The organism is Undibacterium sp. RTI2.2 (assembly GCF_035018705.1).
In the GTDB taxonomy this organism is placed as follows: Bacteria; Pseudomonadota; Gammaproteobacteria; order Burkholderiales; family Burkholderiaceae_D; genus Undibacterium.
In genome coordinates this window covers 17724-37958 of record NZ_JASJXN010000013.1, presented here as the reverse complement: position 1 = coordinate 37958, position 20235 = coordinate 17724, and the positions used below count along the sequence as shown (strand labels likewise).

The 20235-nt window shown below is 48.9% G+C and carries 13 protein-coding genes and 1 pseudogene; 10 read left to right on the top strand and 4 right to left on the bottom strand.

The features are described from left to right. Window positions 1-33 precede the first annotated feature (33 nt). The 5 genes and pseudogenes from QN395_RS09140 to QN395_RS09120 all read left to right on the top strand — a co-directional run bounded on the left by QN395_RS09140 (window position 34) and on the right by QN395_RS09120 (window position 4916). The gene (locus tag QN395_RS09140; RefSeq protein ID WP_322121653.1) at window positions 34-690 is read left to right on the top strand and encodes a PepSY-associated TM helix domain-containing protein; all 657 of its coding nucleotides are present in this window, start codon (window positions 34-36) and stop codon (window positions 688-690) included. A gap of 123 nt (window positions 691-813) precedes the next feature. Continuing rightward, window positions 814-1327, top strand: a pseudogene (locus tag QN395_RS09135) (DUF2271 domain-containing protein). A 112-nt stretch (window positions 1328-1439) separates the two neighbouring features. Then, the gene (locus QN395_RS09130) at window positions 1440-2258 is read left to right on the top strand and encodes a DUF4198 domain-containing protein (RefSeq protein ID WP_322120498.1); all 819 of its coding nucleotides are present in this window, start codon (window positions 1440-1442) and stop codon (window positions 2256-2258) included. 73 nt (window positions 2259-2331) lie between these two features. Then, complete coding sequence (locus QN395_RS09125; RefSeq protein ID WP_322120499.1) at window positions 2332-3366, top strand: FAD:protein FMN transferase; 1035 nt, start codon at window positions 2332-2334, stop codon at window positions 3364-3366. Beyond that, window positions 3363-4916: a sulfite reductase subunit alpha gene (locus QN395_RS09120; protein WP_322120500.1), complete on the top strand. Its 1554-nt coding sequence runs from the start codon at window positions 3363-3365 to the stop codon at window positions 4914-4916. The genes QN395_RS09125 and QN395_RS09120 overlap by 4 nt, the downstream gene beginning before the upstream one ends. Before the next feature lie 246 nt (window positions 4917-5162). Here the strand turns inward: QN395_RS09120 and QN395_RS09115 are convergent, their stop codons facing one another. After that, window positions 5163-5378: a DUF3820 family protein gene (locus tag QN395_RS09115; protein WP_322120501.1), complete on the bottom strand. Its 216-nt coding sequence runs from the start codon at window positions 5376-5378 to the stop codon at window positions 5163-5165. Between the two features lies 1 nt (window position 5379). Then, window positions 5380-5892, bottom strand: a complete 513-nt coding sequence (locus QN395_RS09110; protein ID WP_322120502.1) for a GNAT family N-acetyltransferase — start codon at window positions 5890-5892, stop codon at window positions 5380-5382. 347 nt (window positions 5893-6239) lie between these two features. On the opposite strand from QN395_RS09110, the gene QN395_RS09105 reads away from it, so the two are divergent. Beyond that, entirely contained in the window at window positions 6240-8465 is a 2226-nt protein-coding gene (locus QN395_RS09105; RefSeq protein WP_322120503.1) for a M3 family metallopeptidase, read from the top strand. A 420-nt stretch (window positions 8466-8885) separates the two neighbouring features. Here QN395_RS09105 and QN395_RS09100 read toward each other — a convergent pair whose 3' ends face one another. Together QN395_RS09100 and QN395_RS09095 are read right to left on the bottom strand one after the other, a co-directional pair. Further along, entirely contained in the window at window positions 8886-9233 is a 348-nt protein-coding gene (locus tag QN395_RS09100; RefSeq protein ID WP_322120504.1) for an energy transducer TonB, read from the bottom strand. A gap of 156 nt (window positions 9234-9389) precedes the next feature. Further along, window positions 9390-11171: a methyl-accepting chemotaxis protein gene (locus QN395_RS09095; RefSeq protein WP_323491903.1), complete on the bottom strand. Its 1782-nt coding sequence runs from the start codon at window positions 11169-11171 to the stop codon at window positions 9390-9392. A 580-nt stretch (window positions 11172-11751) separates the two neighbouring features. Here QN395_RS09095 and xdhA point away from each other — a divergent pair. The 4 genes from xdhA to QN395_RS09075 all read left to right on the top strand — a co-directional run bounded on the left by xdhA (window position 11752) and on the right by QN395_RS09075 (window position 20212). Further along, complete coding sequence (gene xdhA / locus QN395_RS09090) at window positions 11752-13269, top strand: xanthine dehydrogenase small subunit (protein ID WP_323491902.1); 1518 nt, start codon at window positions 11752-11754, stop codon at window positions 13267-13269. After that, window positions 13266-15623 (top strand): xanthine dehydrogenase molybdopterin binding subunit, encoded by a 2358-nt coding sequence (gene xdhB, locus QN395_RS09085; RefSeq protein WP_323491901.1) that lies wholly within the window; start codon window positions 13266-13268, stop codon window positions 15621-15623. Before xdhA ends, xdhB begins: the two co-directional genes overlap by 4 nt. A 669-nt stretch (window positions 15624-16292) precedes the next feature. Continuing rightward, the gene (icmF, locus tag QN395_RS09080; protein WP_322120508.1) at window positions 16293-19571 is read left to right on the top strand and encodes a fused isobutyryl-CoA mutase/GTPase IcmF; all 3279 of its coding nucleotides are present in this window, start codon (window positions 16293-16295) and stop codon (window positions 19569-19571) included. Window positions 19572-19834: 263 nt separating this feature from the next. Beyond that, window positions 19835-20212: a DUF4087 domain-containing protein gene (locus QN395_RS09075; protein WP_322120509.1), complete on the top strand. Its 378-nt coding sequence runs from the start codon at window positions 19835-19837 to the stop codon at window positions 20210-20212. Window positions 20213-20235 lie beyond the last annotated feature (23 nt).

Sequence of the window (20235 nt, the reverse complement as noted above, 5' to 3'; positions counted from 1 at the left end):
TCCACGAATTTAAGCAAGCCAATCACGCCGCTTATGCCAACAAGCAAATCGATCGCTGGCCAACAAAGCACGCGCGCTTTCTGGCTGCGGCATCTGCACCAATGGCATTGGATCAGCTCAGCATTATGTTTGATCGCCATGCTGATGTTTGCTACGACCGGCATCACGCTCAATCATTCCGCCCAAATTGAGGCGCATCCCCAAGTCACCAAAAAATCCGGTCAAATTCCTGCGGCGATACTGGCAACATTAAAACAAACTAAGCACAGCGCTAAAGACGGCAAAGACGCACAAGATCCCCTGCCCGACGATCTGAGGCAATGGCTGGATCAACAGCAGTCCATCAGCGTCGGCGATCAACCAGCTGAATGGTCGCCGGAGGAAGTGTACGTATCCTTGCCGCGCCCCGGCGGCGATGCCTGGCTACGTATTGCGCTGGACACAGGCGAGTTGGAATATGAAAAAACCCAGCGCGGCTGGATTGCCTATTTCAACGATTTACACAAAGGGCGCAATACCGGCAGTGCATGGAGTTGGTTTATCGACATCTTCGCAGTTGCCTGTCTGATTTTTTGTATCACCGGATTGTTTTTGCTCAAAATGCATGCAGGCAATCGCCCTATTACCTGGCCCATTGTCGGTTTAGGATTAGTGCTTCCGCTATTGTTGGCGATTCTGTTTATGCATTGATGTATTGATTTTGTTTTACTTACGCCAGCTCAGCCGCCAGCTAATTTACCTGCACAATCCGCTATATCTTCAATGAATAGCGATCATCGTTAACTGTATTTTATTTACCAAGAGGTTTTTTGTATGCGTAAGTTGCTCCCTTTTGCCATCACCAGTTTGTTGGGCAGTTCTGCCATGGCTGCTGATCTGACCGTTAAATTAGAAGTACCGCGCCTGAATGTGGCTGAGTATCACCGTCCGTATGTTGCGATGTGGATAGAAAAATCCGATCAGACTTTCGCTGGCAATCTGGCTGTTTGGTATGACTTAAAAAAGCGCGATAACGAAGGCCTCAAAATATTTAAAAGATTTACGTCAATGGTGGCGTCGTAGCGGACGCGATTTGCAATTGCCAGTGGATGGTGTGAGTGGTGCAACCCGTGTCGTGGGTGAATACACGCTGAATTTTGCAGGCGACAAAGGTGCTTTAGCCAAACTGCCAGCTGGCGACTACCAGTTAGTGACAGAAGCAGCGCGTGAAGGTGGTGGGCGTGAAGTGGTCAAAGTACCTTTCCAATGGGGTGGTAAGACAGAACAAAATGCCAAAGCACAAGGTAGCAATGAGCTGGGCGCAATTGCACTCAACGTCAAACCTTAAGTGCTACGCTTTACTCTGAGTTGCAATCTCGGTGTGCATTTATTTAACACTGCATCTTAATTTGCATCTCGATTGATGCGCTACTTCACATTCAATATCTGCAAGGAATAGTATGAAACCCGCTACCAAAATCATCGCTTTATCACTAGCTTCACTCGCTCTCAGTTTGCCACTGGCGGCACAGGCGCATCGCGCTTTCTTATTGCCGACATCGACTATTACCGCAGGCAATGCGCCATGGGTCAGCATTGATGCAGCCGCGGCTACGGATGTCTTCTTCATGGATCATCAGCCGCTAAAGCTAGACAGCTTATTGATCACGGCACCGGATGGCAGCAACGCCAAAGAAGAAAACGCCAATACAGGCAAACTACGCAGCAGCTTTGATCTGCATCTGGAAAAAATCGGCACCTACAAAATAAGCTTGCTCAACAACGCGGTGTTTGCCAGCTACAAAGATAAAGGTGTACCAAAACGCTGGCGCGGCGCAGCAGAAAACATCAGCAAAGAAATCCCTGCAGATGCAGAAGATGTCGTCATCAGCCAGATGCAAGGCCGGATCGAAACCTTTGTCACCAACGGCAAGCCGAGCACAAAAGCATTAGAAGTCACCGGCAAAGGATTAGAAATGCAAGCGATTACGCATCCGAATGATCTGGTCGCCGGTGAGAACGCCAGTTTCCGTCTGGTATTAGATGGCAAACCCGCCGCCAATGTCAGTGTTAGCGTCATTCCGGGCGGCATTCGTTATCGCCAGAATTTAGGCGAACAAACCTTGACGACCGATGCAGATGGCAAGCTGACGATTACCTGGAAAACGGCTGGTATGTATTGGCTAGAAGCCTCGGTTAAAGATGACAAATCAACGGTCAAAGGCGCTAAAGAACGACGGGCAAATTATTCAGCGACACTGGAAGTTCTGCCGCAATAATCGAATGTTATTTTTAATTAGCGCATCAGTTTATAACTGAACTTCAACTGAACTTCAACTGAATTTCAACGGCATGACGCATGTCTTTATTCCTACCCACATGACAATGCCAGCGGCATTGTCTGTGGGTGCGTGCATAGAAGATTTTTCTGGTGCGACTATGGGCACCACATGGGCAGTCAAACTGGTACGCCCTCAACATAGCAGCGCAGCACAACTCCAGAATGGCATGCAACAAGAGCTAGATAAGGTAGTCGCGCAGATGAGTACCTGGCTGGCTGATTCTGATATCAGTCGCTTTAATCAGGCAGCAGCCGGGAGCTGGCATGTGCTGCCGCCAGAGTTTTTTAAAGTGCTGGATTATGGTTTATTTATCGCACAGCAGACAGCCGGCGCGTATGACCCTAGCATCGGACACTTAGTTAATCTTTGGGGTTTTGGTCCTGATAAAAATGCCGGACAAATTCCAAGTAAGGAAGTATTGGAGCAAGCACGACGACAATCCGGTTATCAAAAATTACAAGTCGATCGTCTGAAGCACAATGTGTATCAGACGGGTGGTTTGTCGATTGATTTATCTTCGATTGCCAAAGGCTTTGGCGTTGATCAGATAGCGCGATATTTAGAAGCGCAAGGCGTACTCAGTTATCTGGTCGAAGTCGGCGGAGAATTGCGTGGCTTGGGCACTAAACCGGACAACACACCTTGGTGGGTAGAGCTAGAACAAGTACAAACAGAAGCGCAAGCGCAAACGACTAGCACTGCCAGCATCGTTGCACTGCATGGATTGTCCATCGCCACATCAGGCGATTACCGTCGTTATTTTGACTACGAAGGACAACGTTTTTCCCACACCATTGATCCGCGTACAGGCTATCCGGTGACACATAATCTGGCTGCAGTCACCGTGCTGCATGCAGAATGTATGATCGCCGATGCGCTGGCCACCGCCATGACAGTCATGGGATTAGAACAAGGGATGGCGTATGCCAATCAACTACATGTTGCTGCTTTATTTGTTTGCAGAGATACGGCAACCAGGCACGACGATACGCCTGCCTTTACAGAACACATGAGCAAAGCCCTGATGGCGATGCTGGAAGAATGAATTCATATTTAAAAAAATTAGGCGCAAGTATTTTTTGGGTGACGAGTGTTTTGTTGCTCGCTGCGCTTAGTGTATGGACTGTCTGGACTATTTGGACTAGCCAATCTCAGCAATATCATCCGCTAAGTGCAGTAACACAGCGTAATCTGACGGCAGTTTTAGTCGTCATCGCCTATATACTTTTTTGCGCTGCCATCTTGCAGCGGCATCGCCGTCGCATCGCGATCGCCTCTGCAACTTTCGTGAGCAACATCAATACTACAGACGTAGCAAATAACGCAAAAAAAATACTCGTCGTGCATGCCAGCCAGACCGGTTATGCCGAACAACTGGCGCGTCAGACCGCGCAGAGTTTGCAAGCTGGCGGCATGGCGGTAGAGCTACTTTCTATCGCACAAATCGATGCGAGCCGACTACAACAAGCTGAACGTATTTTATTTGTCGTCAGCACCACGGGAGAAGGCGATGCGCCGGATAGCGCAGCCGGATTTGCACGCAAGTTGATGAGCCAAACTCTGCCAATCACACAATTACGCTACAGCATTCTGGCGCTGGGTGACCGCAACTACCAACACTATTGCGCTTTTGGACACAGGCTGGAGCATTGGTTACGGCATAACCATGCGGAAACTTTGTTTGATTTAATTGAGGTTGATAACAGCGACGAAGGCGCGCTACGGCACTGGCAACATCACCTTGGCGTACTTAGCGGCCATACCGAATTAGCCGACTGGACAGCACCTAGGTATAGCAACTGGATTTTGACTGAACGTCGGCTGTTAAATCCTGGCAGCGCAGGCAGTGCCGCCTTCCACATCACACTGCGCCCAGATCATGCAAGCGGCACCGAGCTGCCGCTATGGCAAGCGGGCGATATTGTAGAAATCGGTCCAGAGTACGCACCTGACGATACGACGCCAGCCACTGAACGCACCCCTCTACCGCACCGGGAATACTCCATTGCATCCATCCATAGTGATGGTCAAATCGAGTTATTGGTACGGCAGATGCAGCAAGCCAATGGCAAACTGGGTATCGGCTCTGGCTGGCTGACAGCGTACGCACAAGTCGGTGACAAGATTGCGGTACGTTTGCGTGAGAACCGCAGTTTTCACCCACCTACAGATGCGATGGCCGATAGACCGATGATACTCATTGGTAATGGCACTGGTCTGGCTGGCTTGCGCGCGCACATCAAACATCGCGCAAGCTTAGGATATTTGCGCAATTATTTATTTTTTGGCGAACGCAATCGTGCCTTTGACTACTTCCATCAAGAAGAAATAGAAGCGTGGAAAACTAAGGGTGTACTTCAAGAATGTCATCTGGCTTTTTCTCGTGACCAGGGACAGCGCGTGTATGTACAAGACCGGCTTTTGGAAAACGCAAACGCGATTCAACAATGGATTAAGGACGGTGCGGCAATCTATGTTTGTGGCAGTTTGGCTGGGATGGCGGTAGGTGTCGACCTGGCGCTGATCCAGATTTTAGGTGAAGATTGTTTAGCGCAATTAAAGGATGAGGGTCGTTATCGACGCGATGTGTATTGAACCCAGATTTTCCATTAGACCGCTACTACTTCGCAAAAAACGCAGACGGCGTGCGGTGTTCAGAGGGATAGCACCACCGCGATTTGAGTAGAAACGCTACAGCGACAATTGCACCTTTGGCGAACTGCCGGCGTTGTTGCTCCTTCTAGCAAGATGCAGCTTGCGTTGTCGTCGCGTCTAGCCAGTCAGTCCGCCAAAGGCACACTTGTCGCTGTTCCAATGGAAAATCTGGGTTGAAGATCTCGGTTATTTCGGTGGTCTCAAAGGATGGAGTAACTGACGCAGGTTGTTGTGATCCAGCTCGTACATCAAGGCGATCAGCGATCCCAACTCCCCTTTCGGAAACCCTTCGCGGGCAAACCAGCCCAAATAGTGTCCGGGCAGATCAGCCAGAACGCGACCCTTATATTTACCGTAAGGCATCGTGCGTGTGACGAGCAGTTGCAAATCTTCTGGACGCATACTACGACTTCGCCTTCTGCTCAAATTGATACAAGGTACAGTGCATCTCATCAATCCATTCCCGATGCACCGAGAACGCACCGTGGGTGTAATCGGCGATAAACTTTTTCCAGAATAAAGCCGCAGGACGATTGTCATCAATATGAAAAATCTGCCAGCGTCCGACAAACCGTGGCAATAACAAACCAAGCGCTTGCTTCGCAACACCTTTACCGCGAAAACGCCGGGTCACAAAAAAATACCCCATATTGTGATCAAGCTCCGGATAATTAACTTCATCATCCACGGTGACAAAACCAGCCACCTCGCCGTCTACCTTGATGATGAATCCTTGAGTAGTCGGCCGCGCCCAATACGTCGCTTTAGGACGGATCGTAAATAAGCCGTTTTGCCCCAATGACAAAGCGGGTGACAAAGGCAGCCACTCGCTGAAGTCATAGCTATAAAACTGCATCATATTTTCGATGCTGAGGTAGTCGGACGGTTGAGCCAGATGGAGTTCAATTATTGGCATGCTACCCCTGCTATTTTGTTTAACTAATTAGTTCTTGGATTATTACCGGACACTGATAGTGAAACAAGTACTTTTGCAGCCATGTTCTAGCGCACTGAAGATCAAACGCTTTTCCCTCACTCAATTTATACTCTCACTATGTATATTTTAATCGTCCATGTAATTGTTGGACAATAAGCGGTTTTTACAACAAATAACGGGGAGTATATTGTAAGGAATAAAAACTTTCACTTCATTTGCGCTGTTATAAGGGCACCCCGCTGATGCCCCAGATTAGCTGCTTAAAACCATCGCCTGATGCTATGATTTATATCCCACCACACCCTACTTTCATAGAAAAGAACCTCATGTCCAAATCTCTGTTCATGTTGCTCTGCTCCAGCCTGGCGATCCATACCAGCATGGCAGCAGATACGCCACCAACCCAGTCATCCGCATCTGCCTCAACACCTTCCACCTCAGCTGCGGATACAAAAACACTGTCATCCGGAGGTAGCACTTTGGCGCTTACCAGCGATGCCAATAATCCTTTTTTAGCCGCCAGTACGCTGGCGTATGAATTACCGGCTTTCGACAAAATAAAAAATGAGCATTACGCTCCTGCTTTTACCGAAGGCATGCTGCAACATACAGCTGAGATCAATGCAATTACGAACAATTCTGCCAAGCCGACGTTTGAGAATACCGTAGTTGCGATGGAACGTGCCGGCCAGACTCTGAAGCGCGTCTCCACCGTATTCTTCAGTATGGCGGGTGCCAATACTAACCCGACGATTGAAGCCTTATCGCGTGAGCTGGCTCCTAAGCTGGCGGCACATCGTGATGCGATTACCTTAAATGCCAAATTATTCCAGCGCATCAATGAAGTGTACGAGCAGCGTGCTCAACTCGCCCTGGACCCTGAATCGCGTCGCTTGCTGGAACGCTATTACACCGATTTTGTACGTGCTGGCGCTAAGTTGTCAGATGCCGACAAAGTCAAACTCAAATCACTGAATGCTCAACTGGCAAGTCTGGGCACGACCTTTAGCCAAAACGTGTTGAAAGAAACCAATGCGTCTGCTGTACTGGTAGATACCAAAGCAGAACTCAAAGGTTTAAGCGATAACGAGATCGCCAGTGCTGCCAGTGCGGCAAAAGCACGTGGTCTGGAAGGCAAATATCTGATTCCGTTAATGAACACGACTGGTCAGCCCTATGAAGCCAATCTGGTGAATCGTGCTATCCGCAAACGCCTGTATGACGCCTCGATCGAGCGTGGCAATCATGGCGGTGAATTTGATAATCGTCAGGTGGCGATTGATCTGGCGAAGTTACGTGCTGAACGCGCGCAGTTGTTAGGTTACCCAAATCATGCCGCGTATCAGTTGGAAGATGAGACCGCTAAAACTACGGATGCCGTGAATAAAATGCTGGGTGAATTGTCACCAGCCGCAGTCGCGAATGCAAAGAAAGAAGCCGCAGAAATGCAAAAGCTGATCGATGCTAAAAAAGGCGGCTTCAAACTTGCCGCATGGGATTGGGCGTTTTATAGCGAACAAGTGCGCAAAGCAAAATACAGTTTTGATGATAGCCAATTGCGCCCTTATTTTGAGCTGAGCAATGTGCTGGAAAATGGCGTGTTTTTTGCAGCGACCAAACTCTATGGCATTACCTTTAAAGAACGCAAAGACCTGCCGGTGTACAACCCGACAGTGCGCGTGTTTGAAGTATTTGATGCGGATGGCAAACCGATGGCGCTGTTTTTATCCGACATGTATGCTCGTGACAACAAGCGTGGTGGTGCATGGATGAATGCGTATGTCGAGCAATCTGGTTTATTCGGAACGCTACCGGTCGTTGCCAATCATCTCAACATCCCGCAACCACCAGCAGGTCAGCCGACTTTGTTGACTTATGACGAAGTACGCACGGCCTTCCATGAGTTTGGTCACGCTTTGCATGGCATGTTCTCCAACGTGCGTTATCCGCGCTTTTCAGGCACCAGCGTACCGCGAGATTTTGTCGAGTATCCATCCCAGGTGAATGAGATGTGGGCAGTCTGGCCAGAGGTTTTGAAAAACTATGCGCACCACTACAAAACTGGGGAAGAAATGCCACCAGAGTTGTTGGCGAAATTGAGTGCTACCGCCAAGTTTAATCAAGGCTTTACCACCACGGAATACATCGCGGCGTCCTTACTTGATCAACGCTGGCACCAACTGACGCCAGCGCAGGTGCCGACTGATGCGCTCGCATTTGAGGCGGCTGCGCTGAAGCAAGCTGGCGTTGATTTTGCACCAGTACCGCCACGTTATCGCAGCACCTACTTCTCGCATATTTTTGCCGGCGGCTATTCAGCTGGTTATTACGCCTATCTTTGGAGTGAAGTGCTGGACGCTGATACAGTGGAATGGTTTAAAGAAAACGGCGGCCTGACGCGCAAAAACGGTGACTGGTTCCGTCAACAACTGCTGTCACGCGGTGGTAGTGTAGATGCGCTGGATTCTTTCCGTAGCTTCCGCGGAAGGGATGCCAAGATAGATCCTTTACTGATCCGTCGTGGCTTGAAGGCTGAAGCTGGTAGTAAATAAAGCTTCATTGAGAACTTTACCGAGAACTTAACTGCAAACTTAGCTACGATTTAGCGACAAACTCAGCTGCAGATTTTTTGTAGTTTGAGTTCTGGTTCTGATTCAAATTGAAGCAAGATGGGATTACTCATTGTTCGGGCAATCCCCACTAGAACTAAACCTCGGACACATACGAGCTGGAGCAATAAAAAAGGGAGCCAATGGCTCCCTTTTTTATGTTCAAACCTACTTTAGACTGACTTAAAGTATCGCAACGGATGCTAAATACTCCCACATAGTATTTTAAGAGCGTCCAGAAGAAACTTGGACAATCGGGCTATTTAGCATAAAAACTAGGGGAGTATATGCTGCACTCGATATATAAAACAAATATCAAGCGAGCCACTTCTAGCTTATCTAGTGCTTAAATTTATCTTAGACTTATTCCAATTTCCAAACAAAATCTACCTTAGTCCAAACCTGATCTGGCTTACCGTCTTTGGTACCTGGTTTGAATTTACATTGGCTCAGCGCGGACAAAGCAGCTTTATCCAAACTCTTGGAACCGCTAGATTTTTCTACTTTTGATTCACTGACTTTACCATCCACAGCGACCAAAAATCCCATAGATACGGTGCCTGTTTCTTCATTCATCAAGGCAGCTTTTGGGTACTTTGGTGGATCGCAGGATTTGTTATCAATGGTTGGCGTTACATCTGCTGCAATAGCAGAACTAGCAACCGCTGCAAGTAGAACAGCGCTGGCAATGGCGGATAAACGTGCGTTCATAAACAGACTCTTCATTGTCAAAGTAAGATAAAAATTGTGCCACAAATAGTGTTATACGTCTCTAGCCAACAAGTTGCAAAGTTTGGCCAGATAAGAACTGATCAGCAAAACTATTAAAAGCTACGACCGCAACTACAGTCGCGGTCGCAGCTTAGATTAGAACTCTTCCCACTCGTCCGCACTCGCTGGGCTGCTACGCTGCGCTGCGTTGCTGCTGGCGCTGGTTTTGCTGGCGCTGCTGGTTGCTGCGCGCTTTGCCGTTGCTCTGGCAGAAGGTAAGGCTTTGACCATTGTTTTTGGTTTGGCTTTGATTGGTGAAACCTCGACCTTGCGAACTGGTGCTGGTACTTTAACAAAAGATTGTTCTAGCGCATTGAGTTTAAAGATGCTGACGACTTTTGCCAACTCTGCGGCTTGATCTTGCAGACTTTGCGCAGCAGCGGCGGCTTCTTCTACCAACGCGGCATTTTGTTGAGTCATGCTGTCCATCTCGATGATGGCGTGATTAACTTGCTCGATACCGACGCTTTGCTCTTGGCTGGCAGCACTGATTTCAGCAATGATGTCAGTTACGTGTTTCACGCTGGAGACGACTTCATCAATCGTGACACCCGCTTGCCCAACCAACTTACTACCGATTTCAACCTGCTCTACCGAGTTGCCAATCAGCGTTTTGATCTCTTTTGCAGCAGCAGCGCTGCGTTGTGCCAGGTTACGTACCTCTGCTGCAACGACGGCAAAGCCACGACCTTGTTCACCTGCACGTGCTGCTTCGACTGCTGCGTTCAAAGCCAAAATATTGGTCTGAAAAGCAATACCGTCGATGACGCTAATGATGTCAAAAATCTTTTTAGCGGAATCGCTGATTGATCCCATCGTATCAACCACCTGCGAAACCACAACACCGCCCTGACGTGCAACTTCCGATGCGGAGACCGCTAATTGATTCGCCTCACGCGCATTGTCTGCATTTTGCTTAACGGTGGTGGTCAACTCTTTCATTGACGAGGTAGTTTTTTCCAGAGAACTGGCTTGCTGTTCAGTGCGGGAAGACAAGTCAAGATTGCCGCTGGCGATTTCGCTGGAAGCGGTGGCGATCGTATCGGTACCGGTACGGACCTGACCAACAATGTTAACCAGGCTGTCACGCATGGTTTTCATTTCTGCGATCAGGCTGGTGGTGTCACTGCTATGGTTTTCAATCTCAACAGCCAAATCACCAGCGGCAATGCGGCTGGCGATATGTGCCGCATAATCAGGCTCACCACCCAATTGTTTGAGCAAACTGCGAGTGATCACAACACCGGCAAAAATCCCCGCCAGCAGTGCCAGGCCACCCAATGCAAGCATCAAGTTACGCGCAGCGGCAAAAGCAGACTGCGCATCTTGGGCGACTTGCACATTCAATTTATCTTCTAATACAACCAGCTCATCCAAAGCGTCTAACCACTTCTTCTGTACTGGACGAATTTTTTTGATCAGGGTAACGGTAGCTACCTCTGCATTGTTTGCCATACCCAATTCTTGGGCTTTAGCAGGCAATGCGGCAGAAGCGTTTTCTTGCTCCTTGAGTTTAGCCAGCATGGCTTTCTCTTCTGGCGTGGTGGAGGACTCTGCACCAAACATCGAAGCAAGCTTAGCTTCAGCTTCGGTGTATTTTTTAGACTGTTCTGCGATCTTGGCAATTTCTGGTGCCATATCATCAGCGTCGTTGAGCAAGGTCAAATTGCGCAGCGAGACCATGCGGTCATACACAATCGCCCGCATGTCGATGATCAGACGCGACTCGACGTTGTTGACGTTGACGATTTTTTCCAACCGGCTCTGGATTTGTGACATCCGGGTAATGCCAAGCGCGGTGATCGCAATCAGCAGGGCAAGCACTAATGCAAAACCCAGTCCCAAACGTTTACCAACCTTCATTTTTGTGAAGTTCATATTTCTGTCTGATTGAAGTAAGGAATTAAAAATCCACCTACTGGTTTAACAACTAGCTTGCTTTTTTCATTGCATAGCCGATTATAAAAACGAGAAGTGGTCATACAGCTTTTAATGCAAATGCGCGTTTTTAGTGCGTAGTACGTGATTAGTTTATGAATCAATTTTTTACAAGCAAGCATTGCGCCAAGCAAGAAAATTAAGCATATAGGGGGAAGAATATACGCTATTTTTTCCGTGTGGCAAGGTTTTTTCTGTAACTCGAATACATCTTTAAACTAGCATTTTTGACAATAAGATCAGAAAGTATTTCTATTTATTTATGTCATTAATGTGTCTTATTTTTAAGCAATTGAACTAATTACAGCGATTGAACAATACTACAAAATTTTCTTCGCTACGATTGATAATTTCTGCTGAAATGCTTGACGATTGATATTGCGCATCATCATTCTAGTATGGCAATTTAGTGCTTGAGTGATAATCTGTAACAAGAGAAAAAGCTACTTATCTATGTGCCATTCTGTGCCAAATTTGACAGCGAAGCAACAGTCCTCAAAAAATACTTGCCGGAGCATTCATGTCTGACCCCATTCGTTTCTACTATCGCGGCAAACAGCATCACATCACGGATGCATCCCCGACTCAAACTTTGCTGCAATATCTGCGTGAAGATTTGCATTGCACCGGCACCAAAGAAGGTTGCGCAGAAGGTGATTGCGGCGCATGTACGGTAGTGATTGGCGAACTGACACAAGATCCATCAAAGCGGGATGAACTACAGATGAAGTCGGTCAACGCTTGTCTGCAATTTTTACCGACACTGGACGGCAAAGCGGTTTTTACAGTTGAAGATTTAAAGACCGGCAATCAACTTCATCCCGTACAACAAGCAATGGTGGAATGTCATGGCGCGCAATGCGGCTTCTGCACGCCTGGTTTTGTGATGTCCTTATGGGATTTGTATTTGAAACAGACCGATAGCGACCTTCCGCTGCAACGCAAGCAAATTGACGAGGCCTTGTCCGGCAATCTGTGCCGCTGCACTGGCTATCGTCCGATTATCGATGCGGCACATAAGATGTGTGCCCTACCTAAGCAATCGTTCGATCAAGCCAATTTAATATCGGTATTGCGCAGCATGCAACGATCAGATTCGTTAGCCTATACACATCAAGGCCAACGCTTTGATGCACCGCGGACACTAGCAGAGCTGGCTAAGTTACGAGCCGCAAAACCAACTGCCTGTCTGCTGGCAGGTGCTACCGATGTCGGGCTGTGGGTGACCAAGCAATTGCGGGATCTGGGCGATATTATTTATCTCGGACAGGTCGCAGAACTTCATCAACTGTCTGTCGATACGGACATGCTGCATATCGGCGCCAGCGTGAGCCTGGATGATGCTTACCGTGCGGTCTGCCAGCATTATCCGCAACTTAATGACTTATGGCAGCGCTTTGCCTCATTGCCCATACGTTATGTTGGCACCTTGGGCGGCAACGTGGCCAACGGCTCGCCGATTGGGGATTCTATGCCCTGGCTGATCGCGCTGGGGGCGCAAGTCGTGCTGTATAGCGTGCATGGAGAGCGCACGCTAGCATTAGAAAATTTTTATCTGGCGTATCAGAAAAAAGATCTGCTGCCGGAAGAAATCGTCGCTGCGGTCAAGATCCCATTACCGTTACCGGTGGCACTCTCAACATCAAAGCGAATTTTCCGCACCTATAAATTAGCAAAGCGTTTTGATCAGGATATTTCTGCTGTATGCGCCGCATTCTCTGCGCAATTGGATGGCGACCAGCTAAGTCAGGTACGTATTGCCTTTGGCGGCATGGCAGCAACGCCAAAACGCGCAACTCATGCCGAAGCTGCTATGGAAAATCAGCCTTGGAATCAAGCTACAGTAGAAGCAGCCATGGCGGCGCTGGCGCTAGACTATGTGCCACTCTCCGACATGCGTGCCTCCGCCGCATATCGTATGAAAACAGCGCAGAATTTGCTGCGTCGCTTCTGGCTGGAAACCCGCACTGACGCTCCCTTGCCGGTCAATGCACTGGATGTCTTTGCGGCAAATACGCTGGAAGGAGCGTCAGCATGAAGCACGAAACGCAAATCCCTCCGTGGGCAGAAGTCGGTCGGGCTCATCCGCATGAATCGGCGATTTTGCATGTCTGCGGTACTGCAACGTATACCGATGATATTCCCGAATTGCGTGGCACCTTGCATGCCGCCCTAGGACTTTCGCAACGAGCCCATGCGAAGCTAATCAGCATCAACTTGGATGCCGTGAAAGCGGCTGAAGGCGTCGTTGCTGCCTATGTGGCCAGCGATTTTCCTGGCACCAACGACTGCGGCCCAATTCTGCATGACGATCCGATTTTGGCGGATGGCGCAGTCGAATATGTAGGCCAACCGATCTTTGTGGTCGTCGCCAGCAGCCATGATCTGGCGCGCAGAGCCGCGCGGAAAGCGCAGATCGTATACGAAGATTTGCCAGCGATTTTGACGCCGCAAGCGGCCAGAGAGGCGCAATCCTTTGTATTGCCACCGATGGCTTTACGCCGTGGTGATGCGCATCAAGCCTTGCTGAGTGCTCCATATAAAGTGCAGGGACAATTACAGGTCGGCGGACAAGAACAGTTTTATCTGGAAGGTCAAATTGCCTATGCGCTGCCAAAAGAAGATCAGAGCATGCACGTATACTGCTCCACTCAACATCCGAGCGAGATGCAACATGTGGTAGCACATGCGCTAGCGATTTCTGCGCATCAAGTACAAGTTGAATGTCGCCGCATGGGCGGCGGTTTTGGCGGTAAAGAGTCGCAATCCGCATTGTGGGCCGCCTGCGCTGCTTTGTGTGCCATGCAGTTGCAACGTCCGGTCAAATTGCGGGCTGATCGTGATGACGATATGATGGTGACCGGCAAACGCCACGAGTTTTATTACGAGTACGAAGTCGGCTACGATGCACACGGATTAATTCTGGCAGCCAAAATCGAGATGGTCTTACGAGCAGGTTTTTCTGCCGACTTATCTGGTCCAGTCGCAACCCGAGCGGTCTGTCATTTCGACAATACCTATTATTTGTCGGATGTCGAAATCATGGCGCTCTGCGGCAAAACGAATACTCAGTCGAATACGGCGTTCCGGGGTTTTGGCGGCCCGCAAGGTGCGTTGGCTATCGAATATGTCATCGACGACATCGCCCGTAACCTGGGTAAAGATGCGCTGGATATTCGCAAGCTCAACTTCTATGGTCGCAACGATACCGAAGGTCGCAATGTGACCCATTATGGACAAAAAATTGTCGATAACATTATTCACGAACTGGTTGCCGGGTTGGAAACAACGAGTGACTATCAACAGCGCCGTGCTGCGGTACAAGCATTCAATCGCTCCAGTCCGATACTCAAAAAAGGCTTGGCACTGACGCCACACAAATTCGGTATCGCCTTCAATGTTACGCATCTCAATCAGGCAGGCGCCTTGGTGCATGTGTACACCGATGGCACCATTCTGGTCAATCACGGCGGTACCGAGATGGGACAGGGTTTACATACCAAAGTAGCGCAAGTAGTGGCGCATGAATTGGGCGTGCCGCTATCGATGGTCAAAGTCACTGCAACCGATACCAGCAAAATCGCGAATACTTCTGCCACTGCCGCATCAACCGGTGCCGATCTGAACGGCAAAGCAGCACAAGACGCAGCACGCCAGATACGCGAGCGCCTGACGGTCTTCGCCATCAGCAAATTCGGGTCGTTGGAAAGTGCCGGATCAACTCAATTGCCGGCTGAATCGCCAGTTCAATTGCCAGTATTGTTTTCTGCGGGACAGGTGACTTGCAATGGCACCAGCGTGAGCTTTGCAGAGTTAGTGCAACAAGCTTATCTGGCGCGGGTGCAATTGTGGTCGGACGGTTTCTACGCGACACCGCATTTGCAATGGGATGGAAAAACCATGACTGGCAATCCCTTCTCTTATTACGCCTACGGTGCGGCGGTGTCTGAAGTCGTGATTGACACCTTGACTGGCGAGTGGAAATTGCTACGCGCCGATCTGTTATACGACGCCGGCAATTCTCTCAATCCGGCGATCGATATCGGTCAGGTAGAAGGTGCATTCATCCAGGGTATGGGCTGGCTGACCACGGAAGAATTATGCTGGGATGCCAAAGGTAAACTGACCACGCATGCACCGTCGACGTATAAGATTCCGGCGATCTCGGATTGTCCTGAGGATTTTCGCGTGGCGCTGTATAAAAACCAAAACGTGGCGGACAGTATCCATCGTTCCAAAGCCACTGGCGAGCCGCCGTTATTGCTACCGTTCTCTGTATTCTTCGCGATCCGCGACGCCATCGCCAGTGTCGCCGATTACCAGCGCAATCCACCATTGCAGGCACCAGCAACGAGCGAGGCAATTTTAAGAGCGGTGGAGGCTATTAGCTGATATTGGTTAATACTCGTTGAGATGAATAGACATTAGAATTGGACATCCAATCATTCTGTGCCTCCCAGCCCGATTTTGGCCTGGAAGGCGCAGAATGATTGGACATTTTTTACAGGTTTCTAAAAAATGTTCAATTAATCATTAACGCAAAAACGAAAAGCTACTTGCGACCATTTACATGGAATCAGACGGCTGGATACAAAATATCAAGACCTCTCACCCTAGAGGCGCAGAAGAAGAACGAAAATCTGCCTTTCTCCTCCTTGGTTGTTCCTCAGTTGCCGTCTATGAGTGTCACTATGGTGAGAGGTTTTGGTTTTGGTTTTGGTTTTGGTTTTGGTTTTTGCGTATGTCCTTATTAAATGAAGCGATAAAATCACACATGTCATTCCTGAATATCTTTATCAGGAGCGACGAGCAAATAAATAGTTCGTAGAGTTCTCCCTTCAATAAAGTTTGCTAATTGACGTCCCGCCAAATTTGGATAATCCTTTAGCCGTGATGTGGTAATGGAGTTTGCAGCTTTATGAACTTCCAATGTGAATTTTCAGATTGACGTTTACGTTAACGTCATATAACTTAGCTTATCCATTGAAACGTCTACAATTACCAAGAATATTTGTAGTCAAATCGATAAAACATACAAAAATCCTGACCGTTGAGGAAGACATGACCGACCTGTCCATCGCCCAAAAATTAACCGAATACAAACCTGCCAATAAGGTACGTTTTGTCACTGCCGCTTCTCTGTTCGATGGTCATGATGCCTCGATCAACATCATGCGCCGGATTTTGATGGCGAATGGTGCAGAGGTTATCCATCTTGGACACAACCGTTCGGTTGAAGAAATCGTTACTGCCGCTTTGCAGGAAGACGCACAGGGTATTGCTATCTCTAGCTACCAAGGTGGTCATGTTGAATATTTTAAATACATGATCGATTTGCTCAGGCAACGCGGCGGTGCGCATATCAAAGTATTTGGCGGTGGCGGTGGTGTGATCGTGCCGGACGAAATCGCCGATCTGCATGCTTATGGCGTCGCCCGCATTTTTAGTCCAGAAGATGGACAGCGCTTGGGTCTGGTCGGCATGATTCTGTCGATGATTCAGGCCTGCGATACGGATTTATCCGGTTACGCTCCGACGCAGATCGACAGTTTGCAAGGCGATGACATGGTCGCTAAACATCGTCCTCTGGCACAACTCATCACCGCATTAGAAAACGATCGCGTTACGTCTGAGTTGCGTCATGCGATTCAGACCGCGGCAGATAACATCAAGACACCAGCATTTGGTATTACTGGCACTGGTGGTGCGGGTAAATCCTCGTTGACGGATGAGTTGATACGCCGGATTCGTTTGGACCAAGATGATCAACTGAATATCGCTCTGATATCAATTGATCCTTCACGTCGTAAATCGGGCGGTGCTCTGCTGGGAGATCGTATCCGTATGAACGCGATTAGCCCTTGGGGTGGCAAGCTGAAGGTTTTTATGCGGTCGCTGGCGACACGCGAAGCTGGGTCTGAGATTTCACAAGCATTACCGGATGTGATCGCTGCTTGTAAGGTTGCTGGCTTTGATCTGATCATCGTTGAAACATCCGGTATCGGTCAGGGCGATGCCGCAATCGTGCCGCATGTGGATTTGAGTATGTATGTCATGACGCCTGAGTTTGGCGCTGCATCACAACTGGAAAAAATCGACATGCTGGACTTTGCTGATTTTGTCGCGATCAATAAGTTTGACCGCAAAGGTGCGCTAGATGCTTTGCGTGATGTTGCTAAGCAGTATCAGCGCAACCGTGAGCTGTGGACTAAAAAGCCGGAAGAAATGCCGGTGTATGGCACACAAGCGTCACGCTTCAATGACGATGGTGTTACTGCCTTATATCAAGGCATCTTACCTGCGCTGACTGAACGCGGACTGAAAGCTGTGCCGAGTAAGTTGGTGCCGGTGAACGCCAAATTTTCTAGCGGTAAAAACGTCATCGTGCCGCCTGCACGCAGCCGCTATCTGGCGGAGATCGCTGATACTGTCCGTCATTATCACAAACACACAGGCAAGCAAGTAGCAATCGCCCGCGAACGTCAGCAATTACAAGAAGCCAAACGCATGTTGGCTAAAGCGGGCAAAGTGGCTGACTTTGACGATCTGATTACCGAGCGTGATCATCATCTGGATGCCGAATCCAAAAAGCTGATCACCATGTGGCCAGATATGCAGGCCGCGTATGCCGGTGATGAATATGTGGTCAAAATTCGCGATAAAGAAATCCGTACACAGTTAGTGACCAGCACCTTGTCTGGCACAAAAATCCGCAAAGTTGCTTTGCCGCGATTTGTCGATCATGGCGAAATTTTGCGCTGGTTGATGTTAGAAAACGTACCTGGATCATTCCCGTTCACGGCGGGTGTTTTTGCTTTCAAACGCGAGGGGGAAGACCCAACCCGCATGTTTGCAGGAGAGGGCGATCCTTTCCGTACGAATAAGCGTTTCAAATTGGTATCACAAGGGATGCCCGCCAAGCGCCTCTCTACCGCCTTTGATTCTGTTACCTTGTACGGCGCTGACCCGGCGATCCGCCCAGATATTTACGGCAAAGTCGGTAACTCAGGCGTGTCCGTCGCCACCTTAGAAGACATGAAAGTCTTATACGACGGATTTGATTTATGTGATCCGGCAACCTCAGTGTCCATGACGATCAACGGTCCAGCACCAACGATTTTAGCTTTCTTTATGAACACCGCAATTGATCAGCAGATGGACAAATTCCGCTCCGATAATAAGCGCGAACCAACTGCAGATGAAGCCGCAAAAATCCGCGCCTGGGTGTTGATGAATGTGCGCGGCACGGTTCAGGCCGATATTCTGAAAGAAGATCAGGGACAAAATACCTGCATCTTCTCGACCGAGTTCTCGCTCAAAGTCATGGGCGATATCCAAGAGTATTTTGTACATCACCAAGTGCGCAACTTTTATTCGGTATCGATCTCCGGTTATCACATCGCAGAAGCCGGCGCCAATCCGATTTCTCAACTCGCCTTCACTATGTCGAATGGCTTTACTTTTGTGGAAGCCTATCTCGCACGTGGCATGCATATTGATGATTTCGCCGCTAACTTGTCGTTCTTCTTCAGCAACGGCATGGACCCCGAATACACAGTGCTTGGCCGCGTCGCACGTCGCATCTGGGCAGTTGCCATGCGCGACAAATACGGTGCGAATGATCGTAGCCAAAAACTGAAATACCATATCCAGACCAGCGGCCGCTCGTTGCATGCACAAGAAATTGACTTCAACGATATCCGCACTACGTTGCAAGCCTTGATTGCGATCTATGACAATTGCAACAGCCTGCATACCAATGCGTATGATGAAGCAATCACGACACCCACAGATGAATCAGTACGACGCGCTCTGGCGATCCAGCTGATCATCAACCGTGAATGGGGTTTAGCCAAAAATGAAAATCCTATTCAGGGCAGCTTCATCATCGAAGAGCTCACCGACTTAGTTGAAGAAGCCGTGATGCAAGAGTTTGAGCGTATCGCTGAACGTGGCGGCGTATTAGGCGCAATGGAAACCGGCTACCAACGCGGCAAGATCCAGGAAGAATCTATGCACTACGAACACCTGAAACATGACGGCACATTACCGATCATCGGTGTCAACACCTTCCGCAATCCTAAGCAAGGCGAGACACCACAAAAAATTGAGTTGGCTCGTTCTACCGACGAAGAAAAACAATCGCAACTCACCCGCCTGGCCGACTTCCATCAGCGCCACGCAAAAGACGCACCGCAGGCACTGGCGGCATTACAGCAAGCTGCTATCAATGATGAAAACGTCTTTGCCAAACTAATGGACGCAGCACGAGTTTGTTCATTGGGGCAAATTACTACGGCGTTGTTTGAGGTTGGTGGGCAGTACCGGCGGAATATGTAATTATTTAGTTTCGTCAATTAATAAAAATCCCGGTTTTATGCCGGGATTTTTATTAATCCGATAGGTGCGACTGCGATGCGCTCATCTCACCTGTAAAATGTAGCGTCCTTTTTGATGCATAGACAAGTAGCAAGCGAGGATCTATTTTAAAACTCTACATAATTAATATGACAGTCAAGGCGAACGACATGATATTTTTATGCCTTGTAGGGAGTCGCATTATGCGGCATGTCTGAGCTTTGGATTCGCCTTTCAATATTTGTATGCAAACATCAAAACAAGCACTCGTACTGCTACTCACAATGACATTCTTATTGACGGCCAGCGCTAGCGAGAATGCCGATACCGCGAAGCTACGATGTGGCTGGTTTCACAATCCCACGCCGCAGAACGCATCGCTGGTTGACCGCGAAGGCGAATGGCTTATTAGTACGCAAGGTGGCGCGCAAGCCGACGGTGATTGGCCAGAATTCGGGGCCTCGCAATGGGTCAAGACGAACAATAATTATGGCTATGGTTGCGCATGTATTAAGCTCATTGCCAACTCCGAGTCACATGAAGTATCCAAGATTATCTCAGCCAAAGCAAAGCCACTTAGTGCCTGTCGCAACGACCGCTCACTCAAGAAGCCTGTAGGCTAAATAAGCATGGAGCTTAGCGCCAG